General features: G+C 42.9%; 21 protein-coding genes. 16 read left to right on the forward strand and 5 right to left on the reverse strand.

Annotation, left to right across the window (positions count from 1 at the left end; translation table 11 throughout):
• The first annotated feature begins 11 nt into the window (after positions 1-11).
• From CC90_RS0105500 to ygiD, 5 genes are all read left to right on the forward strand, one after another.
• Complete coding sequence (locus CC90_RS0105500; RefSeq protein WP_031389809.1) at positions 12-566, forward strand: flavodoxin family protein; 555 nt, start codon at positions 12-14, stop codon at positions 564-566.
• Positions 567-984: 418 nt separating this feature from the next.
• On the forward strand, positions 985-1,185 hold the full coding sequence (locus CC90_RS0105505; RefSeq protein ID WP_031389810.1) for a cold-shock protein: 201 nt from the start codon (positions 985-987) through the stop codon (positions 1,183-1,185).
• 515 nt (positions 1,186-1,700) lie between these two features.
• Positions 1,701-3,575 carry a glycoside hydrolase family 3 protein gene (locus CC90_RS0105515; RefSeq protein WP_051869298.1) on the forward strand — a complete coding sequence of 625 codons (1,875 nt, stop codon included), beginning with the start codon at positions 1,701-1,703 and terminating at the stop codon, positions 3,573-3,575.
• 200 nt (positions 3,576-3,775) lie between these two features.
• Positions 3,776-4,288: a DinB family protein gene (locus tag CC90_RS22940; RefSeq protein ID WP_031389812.1), complete on the forward strand. Its 513-nt coding sequence runs from the start codon at positions 3,776-3,778 to the stop codon at positions 4,286-4,288.
• Positions 4,289-4,433: 145 nt separating this feature from the next.
• The gene (ygiD, locus tag CC90_RS0105525) at positions 4,434-5,204 is read left to right on the forward strand and encodes a 4,5-DOPA-extradiol-dioxygenase (protein WP_031389813.1); all 771 of its coding nucleotides are present in this window, start codon (positions 4,434-4,436) and stop codon (positions 5,202-5,204) included.
• A gap of 112 nt (positions 5,205-5,316) precedes the next feature.
• Here ygiD and CC90_RS0105530 read toward each other — a convergent pair whose 3' ends face one another.
• The 5 genes from CC90_RS0105530 to CC90_RS0105550 all read right to left on the reverse strand — a co-directional run bounded on the left by CC90_RS0105530 (position 5,317) and on the right by CC90_RS0105550 (position 9,092).
• Positions 5,317-6,831, reverse strand: a complete 1,515-nt coding sequence (locus CC90_RS0105530; RefSeq protein WP_031389814.1) for a catalase — start codon at positions 6,829-6,831, stop codon at positions 5,317-5,319.
• A gap of 82 nt (positions 6,832-6,913) precedes the next feature.
• Positions 6,914-7,570, reverse strand: a complete 657-nt coding sequence (locus CC90_RS0105535; protein WP_242843246.1) for a hypothetical protein — start codon at positions 7,568-7,570, stop codon at positions 6,914-6,916.
• Complete coding sequence (locus CC90_RS0105540; RefSeq protein ID WP_051869299.1) at positions 7,570-7,944, reverse strand: YbaN family protein; 375 nt, start codon at positions 7,942-7,944, stop codon at positions 7,570-7,572. Before CC90_RS0105540 ends, CC90_RS0105535 begins: the two co-directional genes overlap by 1 nt.
• A 6-nt stretch (positions 7,945-7,950) precedes the next feature.
• Positions 7,951-8,259: a DUF4491 family protein gene (locus CC90_RS0105545; RefSeq protein WP_031389817.1), complete on the reverse strand. Its 309-nt coding sequence runs from the start codon at positions 8,257-8,259 to the stop codon at positions 7,951-7,953.
• A gap of 233 nt (positions 8,260-8,492) precedes the next feature.
• Positions 8,493-9,092, reverse strand: coding sequence for an SDR family oxidoreductase (locus CC90_RS0105550; protein ID WP_081905884.1), 600 nt, complete (start codon positions 9,090-9,092; stop codon positions 8,493-8,495).
• A gap of 219 nt (positions 9,093-9,311) precedes the next feature.
• On the opposite strand from CC90_RS0105550, the gene CC90_RS0105555 reads away from it, so the two are divergent.
• The 11 genes from CC90_RS0105555 to CC90_RS0105605 all read left to right on the forward strand — a co-directional run bounded on the left by CC90_RS0105555 (position 9,312) and on the right by CC90_RS0105605 (position 21,725).
• Positions 9,312-9,995: a response regulator transcription factor gene (locus tag CC90_RS0105555; protein WP_031389819.1), complete on the forward strand. Its 684-nt coding sequence runs from the start codon at positions 9,312-9,314 to the stop codon at positions 9,993-9,995.
• 63 nt (positions 9,996-10,058) lie between these two features.
• A complete protein-coding gene (locus tag CC90_RS0105560; protein WP_031389820.1) occupies positions 10,059-10,976 on the forward strand; it encodes a sensor histidine kinase in 918 nt (305 codons plus the stop codon).
• Between the two features lie 126 nt (positions 10,977-11,102).
• Positions 11,103-11,780 (forward strand): ABC transporter ATP-binding protein, encoded by a 678-nt coding sequence (locus tag CC90_RS0105565; protein WP_031389821.1) that lies wholly within the window; start codon positions 11,103-11,105, stop codon positions 11,778-11,780.
• Complete coding sequence (locus CC90_RS0105570; RefSeq protein ID WP_330373194.1) at positions 11,777-14,428, forward strand: ABC transporter permease; 2,652 nt, start codon at positions 11,777-11,779, stop codon at positions 14,426-14,428. The genes CC90_RS0105565 and CC90_RS0105570 overlap by 4 nt, the downstream gene beginning before the upstream one ends.
• A 134-nt stretch (positions 14,429-14,562) precedes the next feature.
• Positions 14,563-15,441 (forward strand): LptM family lipoprotein, encoded by an 879-nt coding sequence (locus CC90_RS0105575; protein ID WP_035315187.1) that lies wholly within the window; start codon positions 14,563-14,565, stop codon positions 15,439-15,441.
• A 244-nt stretch (positions 15,442-15,685) separates the two neighbouring features.
• A complete protein-coding gene (locus CC90_RS0105580; RefSeq protein WP_031389824.1) occupies positions 15,686-16,000 on the forward strand; it encodes a DUF1905 domain-containing protein in 315 nt (104 codons plus the stop codon).
• Between the two features lie 48 nt (positions 16,001-16,048).
• Positions 16,049-16,333: a putative immunity protein gene (locus CC90_RS22125; protein WP_051869301.1), complete on the forward strand. Its 285-nt coding sequence runs from the start codon at positions 16,049-16,051 to the stop codon at positions 16,331-16,333.
• A 135-nt stretch (positions 16,334-16,468) separates the two neighbouring features.
• A complete protein-coding gene (locus tag CC90_RS0105590; protein WP_242843247.1) occupies positions 16,469-18,214 on the forward strand; it encodes a methyl-accepting chemotaxis protein in 1,746 nt (581 codons plus the stop codon).
• 327 nt (positions 18,215-18,541) lie between these two features.
• Positions 18,542-19,219: a response regulator transcription factor gene (locus CC90_RS0105595; RefSeq protein ID WP_031389826.1), complete on the forward strand. Its 678-nt coding sequence runs from the start codon at positions 18,542-18,544 to the stop codon at positions 19,217-19,219.
• Between the two features lie 185 nt (positions 19,220-19,404).
• Complete coding sequence (locus CC90_RS0105600) at positions 19,405-20,871, forward strand: sensor histidine kinase (RefSeq protein WP_031389827.1); 1,467 nt, start codon at positions 19,405-19,407, stop codon at positions 20,869-20,871.
• An 86-nt stretch (positions 20,872-20,957) separates the two neighbouring features.
• Entirely contained in the window at positions 20,958-21,725 is a 768-nt protein-coding gene (locus CC90_RS0105605; RefSeq protein WP_132038577.1) for a hypothetical protein, read from the forward strand.
• Positions 21,726-21,936 lie beyond the last annotated feature (211 nt).

Here is a 21,936-nt window from a genome sequence, read left to right on the forward strand (position 1 = left end):
GGAGGTAATTTATGAAACGTATATTACTGCTGAATGCCAGTGCAAAAAATAATGGGGCAACGGAAGAAATCCTTTCAATTATTAAAAAAGAGATTTGTGATTCTTACATTGTTGATTCCTTTTGCTTAGGCGACTTAAATATATCATACTGCAAAGGCTGTAAATCATGCTATAAAACATGCAAATGTACGCAAAACGACGATGTTGACGTCTTAATATCTGCGATGGATTCGGCTGATATATTTGTTATATGTGCTCCATCTTATTGGGGGGATGTTCCGGGGCAATTCAAAGTATTTATTGATAGGTGCACCGTTTATTCCAACACGAATCCTAACCCAAATCGTCCAGTATTACAGAGTGGTAAAAAATGTTATGGAATTGCGTTGAGAACCGGACTGAGAGCAATGGAATGTGAACATATTATTGAGTGTATACATCATTGGTGTGGTCATATGGAGGTCGAGATGGCGGACAGTCTGTACTTTTGCGGAATAAATAGTAAAGAAGATATTACAGTAGAAAAAGGCCATATTGTAGAAAAATGTGACGAATGGTTTACATAAGGCATCTAAATTCATCACTAATACAAGAACCGCTCCGGTAGTTAGCGACAAAGAACCACTTTGAAGAGGCTTTTTTGTTTTTATGCATCGAAGCTGCTCTAAAAAAGAAGTTTTTTTTATGTGGAAAATATAAATTTAAGGGCAATATCTGATTTTTATAAAATGGTTGAATGAAAATTAAATTCTACATGTAAAAGTAAATTTCATGCAGAAGAATAAATTCTACATTTTTAAATATTAAAATAATTATCTTTTTTTTCTTGACTTTTATTTACTGCTATGATATGGTGTAGATGTATTTTTGATAAAGTTTTGATTTCACATATTTTTTGTAAGTCATTATTGTATTGATGATTCACAAAAAATATGTGATTTTTTTAATTTTATAAAGTATATAAAAAATAAGGAGGTATCTTTTATGAATAAAGGTACAGTAAAATGGTTCAACGGACAAAAAGGTTTTGGTTTCATCACTGATGATCAGGGAGGAGATGTATTCGTACATTACTCAGGACTTACAATGGATGGATATAAGACATTGGATGAAGGACAATCCGTAGTATATGAAGTAACAAAGGGTGCACGTGGATTACAAGCAGTTAATGTTCGTCCCGCATAAAGAATCGTTTTAGAAAGATTGTTAATTAGGCAGACTTCCATAAGGCGGCGTAACAACAATGCATTTATGGGTGTGGCCCAATATGATGTCTAAGAAAGCAAGCGTATCGTTCAATTCGGATGATACGCTTGCTTTTATTATGCATACATGTGTTTTGCATTGGTTGATGAAGGAAGCAAGGGCGTAATATAAAGCCAAGAAAACAAGGAAATGATCTGAGGCAACGAGATAGACATTCGACAGACGGATATGCTAAAGTTGTACAGAAGTCGAAATTATATGTTTTTGCTTATTATATGGTCTTATGAAGTTATGTGAGGAATATACCTATCCAAAAGGAGTGCTATAATAATGATTGCCATAATAAAGTAATTTTTGTAGAATAACATTAACGGTATTGGATTCTTTTTATGTATTCAATGGAAATGAATTAATAAACATTTACGGTAATAAATGCTGGCGGAAGAATTACACGAACAAATAACAAATATATGAAAGCGAAAGGGGAATTGGGTATGAATTGGAAGAAAGCAGCAATAAAAGCGGCATTACTATGTGTCTTTCTGGTTGCTTCAGCCGGCTGTAGTGCAAAAACAAAAGAGGCGGCAAATGTGCCGGAAAGCTCTGAACGTGTCCTTGTTTCTGAGGACGGAGAAAGTACAAGTATTTCCAAGGAATCGGTGGATGAAATTATGCTTCGGCTTACCACCGCGCAAAAAGCGGCACAGATGGTTCAGGGGGCTGTTTACAGCATTACTGAGGATGACATGAAGAAATATGATTACGGTAGTGTTCTTTCTACTTTTGGGGTGCCGATGGAGGCACGTGAGTGGCGCGAAATTATTCTCGGTCTACAAAAAAATGCATTGAAATCGGAAGCAGGGATTCCTTATATTTTCGGGAATGACGCCGTGCATGGAGTAAATACTTGTGCGGGAACAGTTATCTTTCCTCATAATATCGGCATAGGAGCTGCTAACGATGAAGAACTGACCTATCAGATGGGGCGGGCAGTAGCGGATGAAACAAGGCTTGTGGGAGTGCTCTGGACATTTTCCCCCTGCGTTGCGGCCGCCGAAGATCCAAGGTGGGGCAGAACTTATGAAAGCTATTCTACCGAAACGGAGCTTATCAAAAAAATGGGCAGTTCTTTTGCCAAAGGTTTGATTGATGGAGGGGCTCTTCCCTGCGCAAAGCATTTCTTAGGAGACGGCAATACGATTTATGGCAGCGGTGAGAATTCGGACGGTACTTACCGCCTGATTGATCGGGGAAATGCACAGTTATCGGAGGCTAAGATACAGGAACAGTTGGATATTTATCAGGCGATGATCGACAGTGGTGTGAAGACGATAATGATCAGCCACAGCAGTTTAAATGGCGTTAAAATGCATGAAAACGAAAAATACATTACGATGCTGAAGGAAGAGATGGGCTTTGACGGCTTTATCGTAAGTGATTGGAATTCTATACATAATATTTCAGGGGGAAATCTGAAAGAACAGACAATCGCAGCAGTCAATGCAGGAATTGATATGCTGATGGAGGATACTTCCTATGAGGAGTGCCGTAAGTATATTGTGGAAGGTGTTGAAAACGGAAATATTCCTAAGGAAAGATTTGAAGATGCAGTTAGAAGAATTATATCCGTGAAAATGGAACTTGGTATTTTTGATGACCCTATGATGGAAAATCAAAATACCTATAAGGATCAAGTGGGCTCGGAGGAATACCGAGAGTTGGCCAGAACATTGGTAGAGGAAAGCCTTGTTCTGTTAAAGAATGAGAAGGAAATACTTCCTTTAAAAAAGGGAACCCGGATTTTTGTTACCGGCCCGGCAGCAGATGATGTAGGAGCTCAGTGTGGTGGATGGACGATTAGCTGGCAGGGAAAAACAGATGAAGATAATGGCGGACATAAGTGGGTTCCTGAAGGAAAATCAATTTTAGATGGACTTAAGGCTCTTGTAGAGGAATATGAATTGACCTTGATAACAGATGAAAGTCAGGCATCTCAGGCAGATGTAACACTCCTATGTCTGGGAGAAAAGCCCTATTCGGAATGGGAAGGCGATAGTGAAGATATCAGCATTACAGGTACAATGGCGCTTGCGGGGAATAAGAAAGCGATTGAACTCGCCGACAGCCTTGGACTTCCGACAATTACTTTGCTTGTTGCAGGAAGAAATATAATGATTCAGGAATATTTGGATCTTTGGGATGCGGCAGTTATATGTTATCTGCCGGGAAGTGAAGGAGACGGGATTGCAAATGTTCTCAGCGGAAAGAAAAGCTTTCAGGGAACCTTGCCTATGCCGTACTACTCAGAAATCAGTGCAATCGGAACTGAGGAGGTTCTTTTTCCAGTCGGTTATGGCTTGCAATATTGACCATGATTAAGGAAAAGTGGATAATTCTTCATCTTGCTTTTTAGGTAATTTCAGTATGCTATAATTTCTGGTTATCAGCTAATAGTAAGACTGGAAGAAGTATTCAGTGCGGGATATATTGTTAAGGAAGAAGGTTAAAATACTTGGTGAGCGGAAGCAGACAATTGTAAATCATTGTTAGTTGAAGAAGGAGATTTTAGATGAAAAGAGTGGTTACGGAAGCGATGAGGAATCAGTTTGATTCCACCCTTCATATGGCGAACGTACTGATGAAAGTTTGTTCTGATGAGATATGGTCAGCATCGTATCATGAGGTACCTTTTTGGCAGCAGGTCTTTCACTATGTTTACTTTGTAGATTTTTGGATGAGGGAACAATATGATGAAAGCGAGTGGCGTACGAAGATTTTCGATGATGCTTATACTACGGACCTTTATGAGGGCTGCTTTGAAGGACTGTATATTTCGCGGGAAGAAATGCTGGAATATCTGGAAGCGATTCAAGCAAAAACATCGCGTATTTTTGACAGCCTGGACGATGAAAAATTAGGCTGTCCAGTTTACGGTGAAAATCCGCAATATACCTATGCAGATGTCATTACCGGTCAAATACGGCATATTATGTATAATATCGGTTATCTCAACGGTATATTACGGCAGTTTGGAATGCCCGAATCGGATTGGTATTCTTATAACGAGCCGGAAGGCTCTTGAATGACCTGTTATAACGCATATTGAAAATAAACGAATGCTTTTACGCGATAATTTTTTATCAATATTCAAAGTAAAAGATGATTCTGGATATAAAACGATAGATATGTTATACTCAATGCAAGAAAAGAAAGAAGGCGTGATAAATATGAGTCGAATGCCAACATTGTTTGTAGGACATGGTTCTCCCATGAATGCGATTGAGGAAAATCAATTCGTGGAGGAATGGAAGCGTATTGGAAGCCGGATTCCTGAGCCAAAAGCAATTTTAGCGGTTTCGGCACATTGGTATACCGATTATACCCGGATTATGACAGCAGAAACGGCCAAGACGATTTATGATATGTATGGATTTCCGAAGGCGCTTTATGAAATTGTCTACAATGCCAAGGGGGCTCCGCATTTCGCCCGGTTGGCGAAGTCTATGCTCAGCGCGGATGTTGTAGAAGACAATTCATGGGGGTATGACCATGGAACATGGTCTGTTCTTCACAGAATGTATCCGAAAGCGGATATCCCGGTATTTCAGCTTAGCGTGGATAAAAATGCATCTGTAGAGCAGCATTATAAGATCGGACAGGAGCTGTGCGGACTCAGAGAACAGGGAGTATTGATATTCGGAAGCGGGAATGTAGTCCATAATCTGTCGAGAGTCAATTGGGATATGGAAGACGGCTATTCATGGGCAGAAGAGTTCGACGATTATATTATGGAGAATATTATGGCCCGAAGGGACGAGGCTGTGCTTGATTATAAGAAGGCGGGAAGCAGTGCACAGTTGGCATTCCCTATGCTGGATCACTTCGCACCGCTTCTGTATGTGCTCGGAGCAGCCAAGGAAGAGGATGAAATAACTGTATTCAATAAGGCCTGCGTTTTGGGAGGCTTATCTATGACGGGATATTTGTTTGAATCATAAGAAGCACTCCTGTGTCATGGTGGAAAAAGGAGGATGCCCCTTAAGTCATTTCATGACTTTGGGGACATCCTCCTGCTTTTATTTAGTCTCTATTAATGAAAATTATAGAAGTTTACATTTCGGGAGACATAGTAGCATTGATTAATCCGTTGTTGTCCAGCTTGGACAGTTCCTTAACTTTTTCGATGTCCAGTCCCATTGCCTTTGTGATTCGTTCTCCATATTCGGTATCCGCCAGATAGCAATGTACCGCATGACGGTATTTAATATTATTGGTAACTGAAGCGATGTCGCCGGCAGTATTTTCGATGAGTAGCTGTTTTTTATCTTCTGCCAGGATTCGCCATAGATTACCTCCGGCGCGGAAGTTGTCGTCAGTAGGGTCATCCTTAGGATCGTAACGCCACATAGCGCCTTCGATTTCCAAGGGCGGCTCTGATACTTCGGGCTGAGCTGTCCAGGAGCCGTAGCTGTTGGGAGAGTAAGCGGGAGCGCCGCCGTAATTGCCGTCGGTGCGCATTGCTCCGTCTCTGTGATACTCATTGACTTCCACACGGGCACGGTTAACCGGAATATGGTTATGGTTCACACCCAAGCGGTAACGCTGTGCATCGCCGTAAGCGAACAGACGTCCCTGAAGAAAACGGTCGGGAGAGAATCCGATACCCGGCACTACATGAGCAGGAGTAAATGCAGCCTGCTCCACCTCTGCAAAATAGTTCTCAGGATTCTTGTTAAGCTCCAGTACACCAACCTCGATCAAAGGGAATTCCTTATGGGGCCAAATTTTTGTGATGTCGAAGGGATTTTCATAATGGTTCTTGGCCTGCTCCTCCGTCATAATCTGTACATACATTGTCCAGCGCGGATAATCACCTTTTTCAATGGATTCGAAGAGATCTTTTCCATGGTATTCCCGATCCATGCCGTTGACTTTTGCAGCTTCCTCATTGGTAAAACACTTAATGCCTTGCTGCGTATGCAGGTGGAATTTACACCATACCCTTTTATTTTCCGAGTTATAGAAGCTGAAGGTATGCTCGCCGAAAACGTGCATATGGCGGAAGGAGGCAGGAATTCCGCGATCGGACATGACGATAGTGCGCTGATGGAAGGTTTCCGGAAGAAGTGTCCAGAAATCCCAGTTGTTCTGTGCGCTGCGTCGGCCGGTACGAGGATCTCTTTTCACGGCGCGGTTTAAGTCAGAAAAGTTATGTACATCACGTATGAAGAAGGTAGGAGTATTATTTCCGACCAAGTCCCAGTTTCCTTCTTCGGTGTAGAATTTGCAGGCAAAGCCTCTGATGTCTCTTTCGCAGTCGGCAGCGCCTCGTTCTCCGGCAACGGTAGAGAAGCGGACGAAAACATCGGTTTTATGTCCGGGCTGCAATACCTTGGCTTTGGTAAATTCGGAGATATCGCCCGTAACCGTAAAATCACCGTAGGCTCCCCAGCCCTTGGCATGCATGCGGCGTTCGGGAATGACCTCGCGATTAAAGTGAGCCATTTTTTCCAACAGCCATACATCCTGCATTACCACGGGGCCGCGGGGGCCGGCAGTGATGGCGTTTTCGTTATCGGCAATCGGTGCACCGACCTCGTTTGTTAATTTCTTATACTGTTCCATAGTTTCTCTCCTTTCGATTTTAATTTTTTGTATGATCAGCCGCATAGGTTCATGCGTTTGATTTTATAGGGAAGCACATGGCTCAGAGATTCAGGCACATGACTAAAATCCATAGATAGCAGCAGGTCTTCGGCAGCATCAGCATGCCGAGCTTCGGGTTCTCATTGGCCCACAGTACCACCGGAAGATAAAAGCCGAAGCTTAAGGCGATGGCGATCCACATACCGCTAACCGCAGAAACAGTGCCCATGTGCATAGCAAAGAGCAGGGCGACGACTAAACCCTGAAGGAAAAAAGGCACATTCCGATAAATGCCAAAGCGTACCGGAGGATAGCGGTCCGTCCAACGATTCTGCGGAAGCAGACAAAGCAGTATACGAAGGAGGGCTAGTATGTAAACAGGGAGCGACAGAAGAAATGACGCATCAGGCTGAAACAGCATAAGGCCGATTTGCAATAAAAAAAGGTAAAATATAGTCATGGTAATTGAAGTGATGAGTTTTCCGATTCCCAGTGCCTTTGTAAAGCGTTCCTCTTTACCGGTAATGATGACACCTATGCGGGGCAGGAGATGAAATGCGTCTCCAAATACAAGCAAAAAAGCCATACTTCCTGCAAGAATGCGGACCGGCAAATCACCGGTATACAGAAGGTAAATGCCGATAATAAAAGCGGATAATAGATAAAGAATATCGAAAGCAGCCTCTATTCGCCCAAACACTCGTTTTTTCATTTGCATTATTTTCTATCTCCTTTTGGCTTTGCAATCCAGAGAATATGTATCGTTACACAGATTCCGACGACGATGAGAAGGAGGGTGAGCCATAGCCGTCCGATGAGGAACATGGATATAAGCAGCATTCCCCAGAGGAAAACCAAGCTCTTGATCACCGTTCTGCGGGGCAGTCCGTTTCTTTTTTCATAGTTTTCGAGATATTCGCGGAAAAAAGTAATTCGCAGAATCCGCTCCCTTAGCTTAGGGGTACCGGTTAGGCAGGCTGCTCCTAAGAGAACAAAAGGTGTGGTTGGCAATATTGGTAAAAAAACCCCGATTAGTCCCAAAGCCAGGAAAAGCAAACCTAATGCGGTTAACAGAATAGTACGGATACGCATGGGCGGTTACTCCTTTTGATCTTGTTCTTTTTTCAGATGTTTAGGGTTTGCGGGAAACCATCCTTTACTTACTCTCTCGGCTTGTTCTTTCAGCTCAATAATCGACCAAAGCATAGCACATCCCAATACCGCAAGAGCTCCGGATAAAATGATATGCGAAAGGAATAAAGAGGATATGCAGCATATCAATCCGAGAATGAGAAATAAGGGCCATATGCGCCATGTGAAGTAATACTCACATTTGATGACGATGGGATGAAAAGAGCCGATAATTAAAAAAGCTATAATGCCGATAATGATGCCAGACCAATACATAGATACCCTCCCTGTTATTAATATTAAGATTCATTACTGTTAATATAAATTTACCTAAATGAAATTGATTTGTCAATAAATAAAAATATTTTTGATAAAATATGCGAAATTTTATGAGTTTATTCTTTGAATTGTATTTATGAATCGGGAAAAGCGTGTGATGCGGATTTTTTTTGATTTCAAGAAAGGAAAGGCACTTCACAACTGAATTCAGGCGTGAAGAACCGCTCCTATTACATAAAATCTATCGTTAAAAGCTGCCCCGTCGTGTAACTGGAAGCATCGGAAGCGAAATAAACGATAGCTCCGTCCAGTTCTCCGGCGCGTCCGGCTCTTCCCATAGGGCAGTAGGCCCCGATCACCTGTTTGAACTCCTCGCTTTCTACAAAGCCCTCCGTAAGCTCGGAAGGGAAATAAGCAGGCCCGATAGCGTTGACCGTAATATTATACGGTGCCCATTCATTCGCTAATTCTTTTGTAAGCATGGCTACTGCACCTTTGGAAGCACAATAGGAACTGATCTTAAGACCCGGCATAGCTACCGTACTGTGAATAGACCCGAGATTGATGATTTTACCATATTTACGCGCAACCATTCCTTTTCCGAATTCCCTGCTTACGTAATAAACGCTGTTGAGGTTCAGGTCGATAACTCGTTTCCATTCGTCGTCCGTCTGCTCTTCGGCGGCTACGGAGCCTCCGGTACCGGCATTATTTACAAGAATATCCACCTTGCCGAAGAACTCTTCAATCTGCGCTACCGCTCGTTTAAGTTCGTCCATATTCGTGACATCGCAGGGAACGGAGAGGCAGCGAACGACTAACTGCTCGATCTGTAGGGTTAATAGTAGCCGGGCAAGCTGAAAAAGCTTTCCCTATAACATAACTATGGCCTTGCAGATAAGATAAGTCAAGAGTGAAACATCGATAAAATATAACGGTGAAAGTATTTTGCGATATGTTATACTATTGGTGTATGGAAAAATTATGCCATGTGAAATAGTTGAAAAGAAGGGCTTATTATTTAGGAAAAAGCAGGATAAGGGAAAAATATGAAGAATATACTGATTATTGAAGATGACCGTACGCTGAGCAATGGTATTTTGCTGACACTGAAAAGTGAGGATTATCATATTCAGCAAAGTTTTGATTTAAGCTCTGCGAGACAGGCACTTCTAAAGGAGCGTTTCGAACTGCTGATTTTAGATATTAACTTGCCGGACGGCAGCGGGCTGAATTTCTTAAAGGATTTCAGACAGATGTATGAAACGAAGGTGATTTTGCTGACAGCGAACGATATGGAGACCGATATCGTCCTGGGGTTGGAAATGGGTGCAGACGATTATATCACTAAGCCATTTTCATTGGCAGTACTTCGTGCCCGGGTGAAAAGCCAGCTCAGACGCTCATCCCATCGCATGGGCGAGGTGGTAACTGTGGATTCCTTTCGTTTTGATTTCGAGAAGATGGAATATTATAAGGGCAGCACGCCTATTGAATTGAGTAAGACGGAACAGAAGCTTTTACACATTCTTGTGCGAAACAGTGGCAAGACCCTTTCCCGGTCGGATCTGGTGGACCGCATCTGGACGGATGGAGCGGAATACGTGGATGAAAATGCGCTTTCCGTCACGGTTAAGCGCTTGAGGGATAAGCTGGAGGACGATTCCTCGAAGCCTCAATATATCAAAACGGTGTATGGAATCGGATACGTATGGGAAGGGAATAAAGGATAAAAGAAATGTACCTTCCCCCTCCTTGATCGGTACGCCTGCCAGAGCGGGCAGATGGGAGCAAAAATGAATATATGGACGCTTTTTTTATTTGTTCTTTCCGTCTTATTTTTCGTGATTTCCGTTGTATTTGCTGTTTACACAGCTTATAAAAATACGAAGATAATGAATCGGTTAAAAACCATGCTGGAGATGGCGGAAAATGGAACGTTTTCGGAATCTGTCTTTGACGAAAGCCTTCTTTCAGCAGTGGAAGAGAAAATGGCGAATTATTTATCATCATCGGAAGTATCTGCCAAGAATATGGAGCAGGAAAGGGACAAGGTCAAAATGCTTATTGCGGATATCTCGCACCAAACCAAAACACCCATTTCTAACATTCTGCTTTATGTTCAGCTTTTGAAGGAGCAGGAGTTATCGGAGGAAAGCATGCCTTGCGTGGAAGCGTTGAGCGCACAGGCACAAAAGCTGGCTTTTTTAATTGATTCTCTTATAAAAACCTCCCGTCTGGAATCGGGAGTCTTCGTTCTCAGCCCTAAAATGCAGGGGGCGGAACTTCTTATTTATAAGGTGCTGGAGCAGGCTTCTTCGCAGGCGGCCAAGAAGGGTGTTTCGCTCCTTATGGAAGAAACGAAGGGTGCAGCTTGTTTCGACTTGAAATGGACGGCGGAGGCGCTCTATAATATTGTGGATAATGCGATTAAATATACGCCCAGAGGAGGGCGGGTACAGCTTAGTGCGGCGCAGTACGAGTTATTTTTTCGAATTGATATAAGCGATGACGGGATAGGGATTTCAGAAGAGGAGCAGCCGTTAATATTCGGTCGCTTTTATCGTTCTGCCACCGTCCATGATACCGAGGGAGTGGGAATCGGACTTTATTTGGCAAGACAGATTATTTCAGAGCAGGGAGGCTATCTAAAAGTAAAGTCTTCACCAAAAGAGGGAAGTACCTTTTCTGTATTTTTGCCAACGGGACAGTAAAATCTTTCAAAACTGTTAGATTCTTACGCCGGTTGGAAAGATTGTGGAAAGATTGTTGTGGTATAGTCTGTATTGTAGAAATACGATACGGACTTTTTAGTATATGGAAAGGGGCAAATATAAAGGATGACAATATTAGAAACGCAGAACTTAAGAAAAATTTATGGAAGCGGGGAAATGGAAGTCCATGCGTTGGACGGTGTGGATTTCAGTGTGGAAAAGGGTGAATTCGTAGCAGTTGTGGGAACCTCCGGCAGCGGCAAATCCACGCTGCTCCATATGCTGGGAGGATTGGACAGACCTACCTCCGGCAGTGTGACAGTAGACGGCAAGAATATTTTTACGTTAAAGGATGAGGAACTTACAATCTTCAGGAGGCGAAAAATAGGGTTCGTGTTTCAGAATTATAATCTGGTGCCGGTATTGAACGTTTATGAAAACATTCTCCTGCCCATTCAACTGGACGGCAATGTGCCGGATAAGGCTTATGTGGATCGTATTATCGATACTCTGGGGCTTAGCACCAAGCTTCAGAACCTGCCCAACAACCTATCAGGAGGGCAGCAGCAGCGTGTTGCCATTGCCAGAGCACTGGCTGCAAAGCCTGCGATTATCCTGGCTGATGAACCTACCGGCAATCTGGACAGCCGTACCAGTCAGGATGTGATGGGATTACTGAAGGTAACGAGTCAAAAATTCAGTCAGACCATTGTGATCATAACTCATAATGAAGAGATTGCACAGATGTGTGACCGGATCGTTCGAATTGAGGATGGAAAAATCATAGGCGGTGATAGGGCATGATGAAGGTAAAAAATAAGAAAACAATCTATAGCCTGTCTTTAAAAACTTTAAGAGGAAATGCTGCGAGAAATCTTATTGCGGTGGCGGCGATAGCGCTGACAACGATATTGTTTACTTCTCTGTTTACCATTTCTATGTCCATTAATCGTTCCTTCCAGCAGGAGAATTTTCGCCAGGCGGGAGGATATGCTCATGGCAGTTTTAAATATCTGACCGAGACACAGGCGCAGGAACTGAGTGGGGATAAGCTTATAAAGGCATATGGTTTTCGTCGTTTTGTAGGAATGCCCTCAGGAGATCCCTTTCGCAAAGCACATGTGGAGGTGAGTTGGTGTGATGAAAATGAGGCGAAATGGATGTTTTTAAAGCCGAAGGAAGGGCGGCTGCCTATGGAAGGAACCAACGAGGCCGCTACCGATACCCGCGTCTTGTCTCTCCTTGGAATTTCTCCAAAGCTGGGAGAGGACTTTACCATGACCTTCGATGTAGACGGTCAGGAAACGACACAGACCTTTACTCTTTGCGGATGGTGGGAATATGACGAGGCCATTGTAGCCAGCCATGTACTTCTTCCGCAAAGTAGGGCAGAGCAGATTTTTTCCCAGATGAACACGCAGGGAAATGACGGCATGACCAGTATGTGGAATATGGACGTCATGTTCAAGAATTCTATGCATATTGCAGAGGATGTGAATGAGGTTCTGCTTCATCGCGGGTGGCAAAGTGAGAGTCAGAATGAAGCTAATTATATTGCTACGGGAGTCAACTGGGGATATACAGGTGCACAGCTTTCGGACAGTATTGATTTGGGTACCGTGCTGGCTATTTCGGCGCTGCTGCTTCTTATTGTTTTTACCGGTTACCTCATTATTTATAATGTGTTTCAGATTTCTGTGGCGGGGGATATAAGGTTTTATGGTTTATTAAAAGCTATCGGTACCACCGGGAGGCAGTTGAAGAAGGTAATAAGACTTCAAGCGCTTATATTATCAGGTGCAGGGATTCCTTTAGGGCTTATCATTGGCTATGGTGTGGGAGTAAAGCTGACACCGCTCGTTTTAAATAATCTGAATATCCTGGTAAAGGATATTGTTTCGATAAATCCTTTCGTTTTTATCGGTTCCGCTGTTTTTTCGCTTATCACGGTGCTTATTTCCTGCCGCAAGCCTGAACGCATGGCGGCAAGGGTGTCCCCGGTAGAGGCGGTGCGCCATACGGAAAGGATACAATATAAAAGGGGGCGTCGAAACGGATCCGCAGGAGCTTCACAGCTTAAAATGGCATGGGCGAATCTGGGCCGCAACCGCAGTAAGAGTGCGGTAACGATTGTTTCACTGGCGTTGTCGTTGGTGTTGCTCAATTTGACATTCACCTTTACCAATGGATTCGATATGGACAAATATCTGGCGCAGGTGGTATCAGATTTCATTGTGGGTAACGCGGGCTATTTTCAGGTGAGCGGAGATTGGTGGAACAAGGATATGGCAGTGTCCGAGGATGTGATTGAACAGATAACCGATCAGGGAGGAATTACGGCCGGCGGCCGTATATATGGCAAGGTTTCCGATATTCAAGAGTCTGTTACAGAGGATTATTTCAGAACTCACTGGGGGCGTTATAACAGTAAGGAAGTGGTGGATATGCTGGTTAATTCCACAGTTCGTCTGGACGACGGCAGACTTGCAGACAGGGCACAGCTATATGGTATGGAGCGCTATCCGCTGGATAAGCTTTCAATGCTGGAGGGAGATATTTCGAAACTATATCAGTCCGGTTCGCATTATGTGGCAGCAGTTTATATAGAGGACGATTATGGAAATGCCCGGATGGATTCTAATTGGGCAAAGCTTGGGGATATTATTACGCTGCGATATGTAGAAAAATATGAATATTATGATTTTGAGACCGGCGAACTTATAGACCCGAATGCACTTCCTGAAGATGGAAATTATGAACAGCGCGCAGCGGAATATAGGGATGTGGAATATGAGGTAGCGGCTCTGGTCACGGTGCCTTCTTCTCTCAGCTACCGTTATTACGGCACGGATGAATTTGTTTTAAACGATCAGACCTTTATTCAGGATACGGGAACTTCGTATATTATGCAGTACTGCTTTGACACCGAAGATGGTTCTAATGCCTCTATGGAAGCCTTTTTAAAAGACTTTACAAACAATAGGCAGGCGGAATATGACTATGAGAGCAAGCAGACATATGAGAAAGAGTTCGAAAGCTTTAAAAGCATGTTCTTAATATTGGGAAGCATTCTAAGTTTTATCATCGGATTGGTTGGAATCCTGAATTTTTTAAATGTGGTGCTGACGGGGATATTATCCCGCAGGCATGAATTTGCTGTCCTCCAATCTATTGGCATGACCGGAGGACAGTTAAAGGCAATACTCGTATGGGAAGGACTGTATTTTACCTTAGGGGCGGTAAGCGTTGCTCTTATATTCAGCGCGGCTTCCGGTCCGGGTATGGCTTCTGCGTTAGAAGGGATATTCTGGTTTTTCACATATGGGTTTACCTTGCGACCGGTTTTGTATGCAGCACCTGTATTTTGCTTATTAGGAATTGTGGTACCGCTAGTCGTTTACCGCGTGTTGGCGCGTCAGACGGTGGTGGAGAGGCTGAGGGAAATAGAATGATACTTTTCAAAACACATTGAGATTTAGAGGGGTGTATGATATATTACAATAAGAGATAAAGAAAAGAAATACGGAAAAGAATGAGGGAAAAACAGGGTAGAAATGAATAAAAGGGTCTGAAAAGGAGTGGAGTTATGAAAAGCAAAATAGGCAGCATTGTATTGATTTCTCTGGGGATTTTGCTGGCAGGTTGCGGTAAGAAGGGGACGGAGGAAATCAGCGGAGAGACGGTAACGACGGTGGAGGAAAGTGTTGCAGCCAATTTGACAGAAAATGATACGGAGAATCCGGCAGAGAGTCAGACCATGGAGGTGCCGGAAACTGTTCCAGCGATAATCGATATAGAAAATCCTTCGTGGGATTATTACATCGGAAATGAAGCGGTATCCAAGGCTTCTCCTTTAAAGCTTGTGCAGCTTACGGAGGCGGCGAATGCGATTACGGATACGGAAAAGTGGTTTGAGAAGAACGATTTGAGTTTAAATGCAGAAGGCGATGAGAGATACGGCTGTGAGATTTATTCTCCTTATAATAGTGAGGAGTGCGATATCCAGGTAACGGACAGAGAAAATGGTGAAAGTTTTACACTTCATTTCGAGGGGTTTCGGTATGCGGGCGATTTTACAGAAGAGAACGAACCCTTTGTAGAGCAGAACATACAATATGCGCAGGTAGAGGATGGTATCTTATATTTTTCAATCGGACATCTGACTTATGCGAAGTTTTCACCGCATAATGCCTATGTGGCAGCAGTTGATTTGGCGGAAAAAAAGCTTTTGTGGAAGAGTGAACCGCTTGTAAGTAATGCGTACAATTTTGTGATTACAGGGAATGTACTGCTTTGCGGTTATGGGTTTACGGAGGAACCGGATTATTTATATCAGTTGGATTTGGCATCCGGAAAGGTGATCGGGGAGATTCCTTTGAAGACCAAGGCGGATTACCTGATTCTGAAAGATAATATTTTGTATGTAAGAACCTATAACACGGATTATACGTTTCAGGTGGAGTAGATAGGAGTAGAAACAGTGCGGAAGGTTGCGGGGAGTTGCGCGTTTCGCTTCTGAATAAAAGATAATTGAGGAATGATAGAATGAGGAAGGTGAAAAACTGTTACCGATTGGTAAGCAGTTTTTTTGCCTTTCGGGCAAATATATGCGCAGCTACGCGCGGAACAAAAGCTATGCTGCCAAAGCATTTGGCTATGATAGCTCGTAAAGCATACTTTTGTAAAATCAAAAAAAGGAGGGAAAGATTGTGGGGAAGAAGTATGAATTTGATGCGGTGATAATGAAGGTGCCGGATATGGACGGCGCTTATGTGGAGGTGCCTTTTGATATAAAGGAGGAGTTTGGGAAGGGGCGTGTTGCGGTGCATGCCACCTTTGATGGAGTCGAGTATGACGGGCAGGCTGTCAGGATGGGGACACCTTGTCATATTATTGGGATTCGGAAGGATATTCGCAGGACAATCGGAAAGCAGCCCGGAGATATGGTGCATGTGACCTTTGAAGAGCGGGAGGCTGAAAAGGTAAAGAAGGGGCAACGAAGGGAAAACTCCGGAAGATGCTAGGGATTGGCTTGCCGGGAAAATCAAGCTGCCTGCGGCTAAAAACTGATTTTGGATGCGCATAGTGCGGCCAGAGAAGCGGAGGATAAACCCGGGGCACAGGCAGCGGCAAGGGCAGCAGGACAGGCAGTATCGTCGATTCATATGCCGGCACATTCCTTGGGAATCGCTTTTTATGGATCGGCAGCTATTGATTACGACCGCGTCGGGACAGAGGCTGCAGCGGAGGTTTACGAGCAGATAGCGAAGGAGGTATGTATGGAAATGGGGAAGGACTTACGCGCTGTGGCTGTTGAAGGTGAAGAAAATCCGGCTAAAATAAAATGGAATTGTTAATAGCAGATGTGTTCTTTTTTGAAAGAGAACAGAAAGTTGTATCTTTATACATATTAAAATGATATAATATTATACAAATAAGATTTTTAAGATACATAAGATGCTTCGAATATTTCGAGGTATAAGGAGGAAGGGGTGTGGATTGCAATGAATTCACAAAAAACAAATGAAGGCTCCATCATGCGGAATGGAAATCCAAAGGTAAGGGTGCTCAGCTCAATTCGGACAAAGATAGTACTATTGCTGATAGGGGCAATTATACTGACGACAGGTATCTATTTATGGACGATTATCCCGCTCATAAAAGGCGATTATGCGGCGGTAACTCGTAACTACATGAATGATGTGGTGAATTCTTATGGGGAAATGCTGGATATGGCGATGAGCGGAGGGGAAGATATTTTAAACGCGGACAATATGAAGGCGCTCATAGGAGATATTTCTATTAACGATATAAGCTCCAGTTATGCATATGCGGTGAATGCAGAAGGAATCATGCTTTATCATCCTACAGCGGACAAAATCGGAAAGCCGGTGGAAAACGCAGTGGTGACCAATCTGGTCGCACAGTTGGCAAATGGAGAGACTCCGGAACCGGATGTGGTAGCTTATGAATTCAAGGGAGTTATGAAATATGCTGCCTATTATATAGGTACGGATGCTAAATATATTCTGGTTATTACCACGGATGAAGACGAGATTTTTGCTCCGATTAACGATATTGTAAAAAGCTGTATTTTTACGGGAATTGCCATATTGGTCGTATTTTCTATTCTTGGCTTTTTTATAACTGAGTTTACGGTAAGACCCATCAATCGAATCACTTCTGTCATTACGAAGTTGTCAGATATGGATTTTACGGAGAACGATTACCAGATAACGTTGAATAAACGAAAAGATGAAACCGGAAGTATGAGCCGGGCGATTTCCAGCCTGCGGGAACAGCTGCGGGAAATGGTATCGGAGATAAAGCAGCTCAGCGAAGAGATTTTCCATTCTGCGGAAACTTTAAGTGCGGGAGCGAAGAATACAGCGGAGACTATGGAGGAAGTGGAAAAGACCGTTGCAGAAATTGCTCAGGGTGCTACCTCCCATGCGCAGGAAACACAAAGGGCGACGGAAAATGTCATCCTCATGGGCAGTATGGTAGAGGAAACGAATACGCAAGTAGACAGCTTGAAGGATAATGCGGCATCAATAATAAGCTCCAGTGACGAGGCGGTGAATATTTTAGGCCATTTGGAGCAAATCAATAAGAAAACACAGGATTCTATCAATACGATTTATGAACAGACAAATACAACGAATGAATCTGCAGTTAAAATACGTGAGGCGACAGCTATCATTACATCGATTGCGGAGGAAACCAATCTGTTATCTTTAAATGCATCCATTGAAGCGGCAAGAGCGGGCGAACAAGGCCGGGGCTTTGCAGTGGTAGCGGCTCAGATACAGAAGTTGGCGGAGCAGTCGGATGAGTCTGCAAGGCAGATAGAGACCATCGTAAATTCCCTTATCGGTGATTCGCAGGGAGCGGTAGAGACGATGAATTCTGTAAAAGATGTTATCGGTCAGCAGAGCGAAAATGTTAATAAAACGAATAATGTTTTCAAGCAGGTCAAGGCGGGTATAGGCAGTTCTGCAGATGGAGTGACGGCCATCGCCGACAGAACGAAGAAGTTGGATGAAGCTCGCGTAAGTGTTGTGGATATTGTACAGAACTTAACGGCTATTGCGGAGGAAAATGCGGCCAGTACGGAGGAGACCTCTGCGTCGGTAACGGAGGTAAGTGCTATAATTGCCGATATTTCTGAAAATGCAGAACGCTTAAAAACGATTTCGGATAAGTTGGAAGCGCATATGGGAATATTTAAGCTATAAAATACATATTTTGACAAAAAGGGAGGTGAAGGCTTCCCTTTTTAATATAATTAGGAAAGTGCTCCTAGCATATTAAAAATAGGTACGCAGCTACGCGCGCGGAACAAAAGCTATGCTGCCAAAGTATTCGGTCATGAGAGTATGCGAAGCACACTTTTGTTCTGTTATAATGATATATAGTATAAAAAACGCTTCACAGTTTTTACATATTTATTGGTTATACTAAAAATATGTATACCGGTGTTCTATATCACCGACAATTAGTCAATGGTATAGAACACAAGTATAATATCAGCAGACGAATGGTTAGGAAGGAATGGCGATATTATGGACAAGCTTAAAGTTTTGGTTGTAGACGATGAAAGCAGAATGAGGAAGCTGGTTAAGGATTTTCTTGTTAAAAATAATTATGATGTGGTGGAGGCAGAGGATGGAAGTGTGGCTCTCGATATTTTTTTCGAGCAGAAAGATATTGCGCTCATCATTCTGGATGTTATGATGCCCAAGATGGACGGATGGGAAGTATGCCGGGAAGTAAGGGAATATTCTAAAGTCCCTATTATTATGCTTACGGCGAAAACGGACGAACGGGATGAATTGCAGGGTTTCCAACTGGGAGTGGACGAATATATTTCAAAGCCCTTCAGTCCCAAGATATTGGTGGCGAGGGTGGAAGCTATTTTACGCCGGACGAATCAGGCGAATGCGGATGAAATCATGGAGGCCGGCGGCATTCAGATGAACAAGGCCGCTCATATCGTTATGATCGATAATAAAGCGGTAGATTTAAGCTATAAGGAATTTGAGCTGCTTACTTATTTCATGGAAAATAGAGGAATAGCTCTTTCCAGGGAAAAGATTTTAAATAATGTATGGAATTACGATTACTTCGGTGATGCGCGGACAATCGATACCCATGTGAAAAAGCTGAGAAGCAAGATGGGGGAGAAGGGCGATTTGATCAAGACGATATGGGGGATGGGCTATAAATTTGAGGCGGAGTAACAAGTGTGAAAAGAAATTCTAAGCTGATAAAATACATCATCTAAGTATTTCTATAGTTTCGCACATAAGAAGCCTCTCTGAGTCTTCTTCGTGGATTGTTTGTGCCGCGGCATGTTTACAAGGTTGAAGGAAAAGATTTTTCAACTATTGATTTTGAGTTTGCAAAAACGGACATGGGGTATAAAATGAAATATTCTATTAAAAGACAGTTCGCAACAATATTTATCGGATTGATGACGGCCACGATATTGCTGTGCTGGTTTATTAACAGTACATTTTTAGGAGAATATTATCTGAATAATAAGATGAATGCGCTCAAAAACGCATACGCCGTAATTAACAGGGCGGCTAACGCAGGAAATATTTTGAGCGAAGAGTTCGGAATACAGATACAGAAAATTGCTGAAAAATACAATATTAACCTAATTGTACTAGATGCGGATTCCCAGATGCGGATAACCTTCAGCAGCGATCCCGAGACCATGAGCAGGCGTTTATGGGATAATTTCTTTAATTCAGCCAGCAGCAGCAGCGTTATTTTGGAGGAGAACAGTCTTTATTCAGTGCAAAGGATGGTTGACTCCAGAACGATGACGGAATATGTAGAGATGTGGGGCGTCTTGGATAACGGTAATATTTTTCTCCTTCGGAGTGCTTTGGAGGGAATACAAGACAGCGTATCCATTGCCAATCGTTTTCTTGCCTATGTAGGTATAGGAGCGGCAGTAATTAGCGGAATCGTTATATTAATGGTATCCAGGAAGGTAACGGAGCCGATACTGGAGCTGGCAGATATATCGGAGCGGATGATACATCTTGACTTCGATGCCAAATATTATGGAAATAGCAGGACGGAAATCGCCTTGCTGGGAAATAATATCAATGAGCTGTCGAATACCCTTGAAGGGACGATTTCGGAATTGAAGACGGCTAACAACGAATTACAGAAGGATATAGAGAAGAAAAATGAAATAGATGAAATGCGCAAGGAATTTTTGTCTAATGTTTCCCATGAACTGAAAACGCCCATAGCTTTAATACAAGGATATGCGGAGGGCTTGAAAGAGGGGATTAACGACGATGCGGAAAGCAGGGAATTTTACTGTGATGTAATTATCGATGAATCCAACAAGATGAATACGATGGTCAAAAAGCTCCTTACGTTGAATCAGTTGGAATTCGGTAATGATGTGGTATCCATGGAGCGGTTCGATATAGCAGCGTTAATCAGAAACTACATCCAGTCCGCGGAGATACTTACTAAGCAAAAGGAAATATCGGTGTATTTCCATGAGCAGGAATCCATTTTTGTATGGGGAGACGAATTCAAGACGGAGGAAGTATTTGCAAATTACTTCAGCAATGCCATAAACCATGTGGCGGGGGAAAAGATTATCGATATAAAGCTGAAGAAAATGGAAGACAAGGTTCGAATTTCAGTTTTTAATACGGGAGAGCAGATTCCGCAGGAAAGTCTTTCACATTTATGGGAGAAATTCTATAAGGTGGATAAGGCGAGGACGCGGGCGTATGGGGGAAGCGGAGTAGGCTTATCCATTGTAAAAGCTATTATGGAATCCATGAATCAGGAATGTGGTGTGATGAATTACGATAATGGCGTAGAATTTTGGTTCGAATTAGCAGCGAGATAAACAAGAGGGCTTTTCAGAATCCGCAAAATGATGTATAATAGGAGCAATATGTAGGCTTGTATGTACATAAGCAGATGGGAGTTAACATGAGAAGAGGGAAAACGATAGGAATTGTTTTAATGGCTGCGATGTCTTTGATGCTGACGGCTTGCGGAGAATCCGTTCCCGAAATGACGGAAGAAGAAAATGCGCAGGTGGTGGAATATGCGGCGGGATTATTGTTGAAATATGACCAGAATTATGAGACGAGACTGGTAGAAGAGGACCCGAAAGCAGAAGAAAAAGCTTCGGAAAAAAAGAAGACGGAAAGTGCTGAGGTAAAAGAAGAACCTCAGGCACCTCAGAAAAAAAACCAGGCGACGAATACGTCCGCTGTAGAAACAAATAATAGCGCTCAGGGCTTTTACGGAATAAAAGGTGTGGAAGTAAAATATATGGGCTATGAATTAAAAGATGTTTACCCGGATGGAAATATGGAGGAATCATCTTATGCCATGAGTGCGGAAAGCGGATATAAGCTTTTGGTACTCAACTTTGAAATGAAGAATACAACTGAACAGGATGTAGATGTAAACATGGCGTCTACAGGGGTCAAGTTTAAAATATCTGTCAACGGCGGACAACCGGAATATGCACTGACTACAATACTGCCGAATGACTTATCTACGTTTATGGGAACGATAAGTGTAGGAGATACGAAAAATCTCATTTTGATAGGAGAAGTCCCTGAGAAGGAAGCAGGTTCCATTTGGTCTGTCGCTTTAGCGCTAGGGGATGGTTCTTCAACTGATTCTGTTGCTCCAGATGCTTCGGCAGAGGTTACAGATTCAACCGATGCTACGGTAACTAACTAGTATATCATTCACAAGTTAACTGGACCGGTTACTTGTCTAAATTTCCAGCTGCAATATGTGAAAGTTTATCCTGTGTACTCAGTCCGGTCATTTGATGGACGCTATACCAGGTAATAGCGAAATAAATAATCATAATTAATAAGCGTACGTATACATAGTGGAACGATTATTTTGCAATTATTAGTGACAGACTGCTTCGATGATATAACAA

The sequence above is a fragment of the Kineothrix alysoides genome, assembly GCF_000732725.1.
In the GTDB taxonomy this organism is placed as follows: domain Bacteria; phylum Bacillota; class Clostridia; order Lachnospirales; family Lachnospiraceae; genus Kineothrix; species Kineothrix alysoides.

What these genes read in the sequence shown, in the direction of transcription:
- CC90_RS0105595 (WP_031389826.1), top strand. Translation starts at nt 18,542, where the DNA reads ATGGACAAGCTTAAAGTTTTGGTTGTAGACGATGAAAGCAGAATGAGG.
- CC90_RS0105600 (WP_031389827.1), top strand. Translation starts at nt 19,405, where the DNA reads ATGAAATATTCTATTAAAAGACAGTTCGCAACAATATTTATCGGATTG.
- CC90_RS0105530 (WP_031389814.1), bottom strand. Translation starts at nt 6,831, where the DNA reads ATGGAACAGTATAAGAAATTAACAAACGAGGTCGGTGCACCGATTGCC.
- ygiD (WP_031389813.1), top strand. Translation starts at nt 4,434, where the DNA reads ATGAGTCGAATGCCAACATTGTTTGTAGGACATGGTTCTCCCATGAAT.
- CC90_RS0105575 (WP_035315187.1), top strand. Translation starts at nt 14,563, where the DNA reads ATGAAAAGCAAAATAGGCAGCATTGTATTGATTTCTCTGGGGATTTTG.
- CC90_RS0105555 (WP_031389819.1), top strand. Translation starts at nt 9,312, where the DNA reads ATGAAGAATATACTGATTATTGAAGATGACCGTACGCTGAGCAATGGT.
- CC90_RS0105565 (WP_031389821.1), top strand. Translation starts at nt 11,103, where the DNA reads ATGACAATATTAGAAACGCAGAACTTAAGAAAAATTTATGGAAGCGGG.
- CC90_RS0105545 (WP_031389817.1), bottom strand. Translation starts at nt 8,259, where the DNA reads ATGTATTGGTCTGGCATCATTATCGGCATTATAGCTTTTTTAATTATC.
- CC90_RS0105540 (WP_051869299.1), bottom strand. Translation starts at nt 7,944, where the DNA reads ATGCGTATCCGTACTATTCTGTTAACCGCATTAGGTTTGCTTTTCCTG.
- CC90_RS0105505 (WP_031389810.1), top strand. Translation starts at nt 985, where the DNA reads ATGAATAAAGGTACAGTAAAATGGTTCAACGGACAAAAAGGTTTTGGT.
- CC90_RS0105515 (WP_051869298.1), top strand. Translation starts at nt 1,701, where the DNA reads ATGAATTGGAAGAAAGCAGCAATAAAAGCGGCATTACTATGTGTCTTT.
- CC90_RS0105570 (WP_330373194.1), top strand. Translation starts at nt 11,777, where the DNA reads ATGATGAAGGTAAAAAATAAGAAAACAATCTATAGCCTGTCTTTAAAA.
- CC90_RS22940 (WP_031389812.1), top strand. Translation starts at nt 3,776, where the DNA reads ATGAAAAGAGTGGTTACGGAAGCGATGAGGAATCAGTTTGATTCCACC.
- CC90_RS0105500 (WP_031389809.1), top strand. Translation starts at nt 12, where the DNA reads ATGAAACGTATATTACTGCTGAATGCCAGTGCAAAAAATAATGGGGCA.
- CC90_RS0105535 (WP_242843246.1), bottom strand. Translation starts at nt 7,570, where the DNA reads ATGCAAATGAAAAAACGAGTGTTTGGGCGAATAGAGGCTGCTTTCGAT.
- CC90_RS0105560 (WP_031389820.1), top strand. Translation starts at nt 10,059, where the DNA reads ATGAATATATGGACGCTTTTTTTATTTGTTCTTTCCGTCTTATTTTTC.
- CC90_RS0105605 (WP_132038577.1), top strand. Translation starts at nt 20,958, where the DNA reads ATGAGAAGAGGGAAAACGATAGGAATTGTTTTAATGGCTGCGATGTCT.